Annotated in this window: 1 protein-coding gene; it reads left to right on the top strand. The window is 37.8% G+C overall.

Annotation, left to right across the window (positions count from 1 at the left end):
* The first annotated feature begins 25 nt into the window (after positions 1 to 25).
* Entirely contained in the window at positions 26 to 5,443 is a 5,418-nt protein-coding gene (locus D5R40_RS29720; RefSeq protein ID WP_124155640.1) for a translocation/assembly module TamB domain-containing protein, read from the top strand.
* Positions 5,444 to 5,856 lie beyond the last annotated feature (413 nt).

Below are 5,856 nucleotides of genomic sequence, written 5' to 3'. Positions count from 1 at the left end.
TCCTGTAGTTGACTTAAACCTGAAGGTGGAAAATTTACCCCTAGAACCGATCGCTCAACAATATGGTATTACTCCACCTCTTCCCCTCGGTAACTTTTCTTCTGAAGTAGCGATCGCTGGTGCTTTGGAAAGTCTGAAAGGGCAAGTTCAATGGCAGTTACCAAAAGCTGTTTATCCGGTGAGTGGTACTGTTGATATTGTTGATAGTCAGGCGAATATTAAAAATACTGTTGTTGAAGTTGGTGGGGGAAAGGTTAATATTGATGGTACTGCTAATCTGGATAACTGGCAGCTCAACGTTACTGTCAATCAAATTAATTTAGATAATTTAGAACCTTTAAAACCATTGGGTTTACCATCTGGGTTGGAAGGTATTGTTAATGCTCAAGCTAGTTCTTCTGGTCTCACGAGGGATTTTTCAATTAATAGTATTGATGGGAATGGGAGTGGGGTAATAAATATTGCTGGGGGTCAGGTTAATTTTAATGCTCGGGCAAATAATGGTAGTTTGCAGGGTAAGGGAAATGCTGTTCAATTGAGTTTAAGTGCTTTAGAAAGAATAGGGAGAAATGCAAATTTTCTGACGACTCCTAATCCTATTTTATCTAGTCAAACTGATGGGAAGGTTAATGGTGAAGCTACTTTTTCAGCTAATCTAAATGATTTAAGTTTGCCTGGCATAACCAGTGGTTTTCAGGGGAATGTTAATATTGCTAATGGTACGGTTAATGCTAATGGGAAAGTTAATAATGGTAATTTTCAAGCATTGGTTGATACTGAAGAATTACCACTTAATCCTTTGTTAGATTTGGGGTTATCGGCAGTAAATTCTGGAATTATTACTGACCAGGAACAGTTAAATAATATTAGGGTTAATATTCCCAGGTTAAAAACTCTGAATGGTAGACTAAATGGCAAGGTTAATTTATCAGGAAATCTGGCAAATCCTTCCCCGGAAAATATAGCAGGAGATTTAGTGGGAAATCTCAAAATTGAGGAAGGTACAATTAATGCTACAGGTAGTTTAAATTCGGGTAATTTTCAAACGACAGTTAAAACTAATCAAATATCTCTTACTGCCGTCGAAAAGTTATTAACAGAAGCACAAATTGTTTCTCTGAAAAATAATGTTTTACCAACAGATATTAAGGGAGAAGTTCAAGGGGAAGCGACTATATCTGGAAATATTAATAATTTAACTCCTACAGGAATTGCTATTGATGGGGATGGGAAAGTAATTATTGCTGGAGGAACTGTTAACGCTACGGGTAAATTAAATAATGGTAATTTTCAAGCTTCAGTTAATAGTAGTAAATTAGCAGTAAATCCACTTATGGATTTAGGAGAAGCGGTTTTAACATCAGGATTAATTCCAGTAGAACCTAATCAAATTCAAATTTTACAAGCTCAAATTCCTGCTATTAAAACTTTAAATAGTCAAGTTGATGTTAATGCTAATTTATCTGGAAATTTAAATAATTTATCTCCAGAAGCAATTACCGCTAATACTAATAGTAAATTATTTATTGATGGCAATGCTGTTTATATTGATGGTAAACTCGAACGAGGAAACTTTTTTGCAAATGTAGGAACAGAAAATATTGCTTTACGCCTTTTGGAAGAAACAGTCAGAAAAACTGGTTTAATTGCTATACCAGCTAGCGCAACTTTACCTCCAGGAATTGAAGGAGAATTATTTGGTAATCTGAGCGTATTTGGCAACTTAAATAATCTGAATCCTCAAGCAATAGCCGCTGATGGAACCGGAAAATTAATCATTGGAAATAATACAATTAATGCCACAGGAAAATTAAATAATGGTAATTTTACAGCCTCAGCGATCACTGAACCTATTCCATTGAGTTTTGTAAAAAAAATAGCTAAAGAGCTAGACACGAATTTGGGCACGGATAACACGAATAAGGAAATTATAGAATTAGTTTTGCCTTATTTAGACACAATAAATGGCAATATTCTAGGCAATGCTAAAGTCGCTGGAAATTTAGAGAATTTAAACCCAGAAGCTATAGCTGCTGAAGCGGAAGGAAAAGTACTTTTGGCAAATGGTGGAACTGTTAATATTACTGGAGAATTAGTAGGTAAAAAATGGCAAACTGCTATAGTAGGAGACCAAATTCCTTTAGAGCAATTTTCGGCAGCATTGGAAAAACAAGAACAGACAAAACCAGCCGTTGCAGCTATTAGACAGGTACAAAAATTATTAGGGCAAGCTGAAAATTTACCAGTAATTGGTGGCTTTTTAAATACAAATATCGACCTGTCTGGAACCCTAGCAAATTTCTCTCCAGAAGCTATAGCCGCTCAAGCAAAATTAACACTTTCAGAATTACCAGTTATTCAACAACCTCTTAATTCTCTGTTTGACTGGAAAGGTAAACAAGTAGAAATAGAAAAAGTTTCTATCCCGCCAAACGTTAATGCTAATGGAGTAGTAGGTGTAGATTTTACACAACAAAAACCACCGACAATTTCTGGAATTAATATTAATGTCAATTTGTCAGATTTTGACTTAGAATCTCTGCCCATAGAAAAATTAGCACAAAATTTACCCATAGAAAAAAAAGGAGAGTTATTAACAGGTAGAGTCAACTTTGATGGTAAAGTCATCGGTAAATCTATCGAAGATTTAAGTTTGGTTGGTGATATTGTATTGCGAAACCTAGCCGTAAATTCAGTAGATTTTGATTCCGTTTTATCTGGAAAATTAAATGCAGGAATAGCTGATGGAGTAACATTTAAAATTGCAGGGGAACAAGACCGTCTAGAATTAGTATTAGATCGATTTGATCAAACCTATTTTCCCACTGCTTTCTTAATTCAACGCGACGAAGCAAAACTCGCAGGAGTCACAGAAGGAGAAAACCTCCTAGTAACATTAGAGCAATTTCCTGTTGAATTATTAGATATAGCGCCAGCAGCACAATTTGATATCGCTCAAGTTTCCGGGGAAGCATCCGCCAAAATAGCAATATCTGGTCTGAGAACATTCGACTTGAACTCCATCGCAGCAAACGGAAATCTTGCAGTTGCCAAACCTAGCATTGGTTATATAGATGCAGAAAGTTTCACCGCAGATATCAATTTTGCCGAAGGTATAGGAACTCTCAATGACGGTACATTATTATTAGGTGACAGTCGATATGTCTTACAAGCAATGGTCGATATTAATTCTCCCGACGCCAATTTCGACCCCAAATTTGCTGGCAACCTAAAAATTGAAAAAGGTGAAGCTCAAGATATTTTGACCGCCCTCCAATGGTTTAACTTAGAAGATATTGCGCGAGGTATAAAGACTCCAAATTATGCCAACGCTGAAGATGTGCAACCAGTTGCAGTAGGTTTTCCAGAAAATACACCAGTCATTTCCCAACTGCGTCGGTTTGCCGAAATTCAAGCTTTGCTAAAACAACAACAAGAAAGTCAACAACCAAACACTCCCATACCAATACCACCCCTTGCAGACCTAGATATAACTTTTTCAGGAGAAGTAACAGCAGAAGGAACTTGGCAGTCTGGTATTGACGGCAAATTTGACATCAATGGTAGCGACTGGAGTTGGGGACCTTACAAAGTCGATAAATTTCTCGTACAGGGTCAGTATGAAAACGAAGTGCTGACAGTCAAACCACTAGAAGTGCAAGCAGGAGAAACATTATTAGCATTTAATGGAGATTTGAGTGCAGAAAATCAGACTGGGAAATTACGATTAGAAAATATAGATTTAGGAGAAATACAGAAATTTGCCCAAAATTATATACCACCAAATATCAATTTTAATATTACAGGAATTTTGAATGCCGAAACAGAAATAGGAGGAAATTTTGAAGACCCCAGAGCTATAGGCAAAATCAATATAGTAGACGGCACCTTAAACGAAACACCCATTGAAAAAGCACAAACAGAATTTAGTTATAACACTGGGCGTCTGCGTTTTGGTGGAGGTATTTCTATAATTGGAGACCCCATTTTGTATAGAGGGGATGTACCCATTGACCTACCCTTTGCTCAAGTTTCCGCAGGTAGCGATCTAATTAACGTCAGCGTCAATATTAAAAATGATGCGTTACAGATAGTTAACATCTTGACCGACCAGGTGACATTAAACTCTGGTCAAGGAGATATATTATTGCAGGTCAAAGGAACATTACAACAACCAGAACCAGAAGGATATGCTAAATTTGCAAATATAAGTATCACAGCAGCAGCATTTCCCCAACCTCTAACAGACCTAGAAGGAACAGTTTTATTTCAGGGCGATCGTATAGAGGTAAAAGAACTCCAAGGAATTATTAGTGATGGTAAAGTTGAAGTCATTGGTGTTTTACCAATTTTTCAACCCTTTGGCAGTCAAGAACCAGATATAAATAACCCCCTGACAATTACATTAGACCAACTCAATATAGACTTTCAACGAGTTTTTCAAGGTGGTATTGATGGAAAAGTCCTGATTACAGGTACAGCTTTGCAACCAGAAGTAGGCGGTAACGTTGAAGTCTCCCAAGGTAAAATATTTTTAAATCAGGCAGCAGGTTTAGCAGCAGCAGCAGGTAGTCAAGAAAATCCACCTAGTTTTGGCATGGGAGAATTTGAGATTGGTCTAAATAATTTTCAAGTGACTCTAAGCGATCGCCTACAGATGATTAGTCCAGGACTAGCTAACTTTGAAGTTGCAGGTGGTTTACTGATTAACGGAACCCTCAGCGATATTCGTCCAAGCGGCACGATCGACCTAGCAGCAGGGTCGATTAATCTATTTACTACAGAATTGCGTTTAGACCCCAACTATAACAACATAGCTACCTTTACCCCAATTAATGGACTTGACCCCATTGTAGATGTACAGCTATTAGCATCAGCTTTTGAAAGCAACCGTTCATCATCCCCATCATCACCATTATCACCTGAGACCATAGATGCTCCATCACCAGGCACCTTGAATAGTAGTCAGAGAGTTAGAATTATGGCAACAGCAAAAGGACCTCTATCAGAATTAGAAAATAACCTAGAGTTGACCAGTTCTCCAAAGCGATCAGAAGTACAAATAGTCAGTTTGTTGGGTGGTAATATCATTGATACCCTTAGTGAAGATAGGAATTTAGCATTAGCTAATGTAGCAAGTACCACCATACTTGCTAACTTACAACAAGATATTATTGCAGCAACTGGGTTAAGTGAATTTCGGATATTTCCTGCAAGTATTCCTAAACGTGGAGCGCGACGTGCTTCCTCTTTGGGTTGGGGTTTGGAGGTAGGTGTTGACGTGACGAATAAATTAGGAGTATCCATGACTAGACTTTTTGGTGCCAATGAACCAACGGAATTTTCTCTACTTTATGAACTTAATGATGAAGTACGCATTCGAGGAGGGAGTAACTTTAGTGATAATGCAGTATTATCAGTCGAATATGAGGTGCAGTTTTAATAGGGAGTCATTTCAGTTATCAGTTATCAGTTATTGGTAGGGTGTGTTAGCGATAGCGTAACTGAGCGAAACCCTTCTGGCTAAGTGTAATATCAAGGCAACAGGTTCGCCATGTCATCCGCCAAGAAATTTATTTCTAGGATCAAAGCAGAAGTCATCTTTAGATGACTAATTTATTATGACTATAGCAATGTGCGCTGGCATATTTACAAATTACAGAAAATGTCCAATAGCTAGAAGTCTTATATTATCGGTTTTTTATTCCCCCTGTTCCCTGTTCCCTGTTCCCTGTTCCCTGCGCACAGCGCTATAATATGAAGTCTACAGGAGCTATTGTTTCTCAGCAGGGGGACTGATCTCAAATCCGGTAGCATCGGAGTAATTAAACCTGAATTTTCGGCCACCAATGGTAC

The sequence above is a fragment of the Okeania hirsuta genome, from assembly GCF_003838195.1.
GTDB classification, from domain to species: domain Bacteria; phylum Cyanobacteriota; class Cyanobacteriia; order Cyanobacteriales; family Microcoleaceae; genus Okeania; species Okeania hirsuta.
This window is presented reverse-complemented; position numbering and strand designations above follow the sequence as displayed.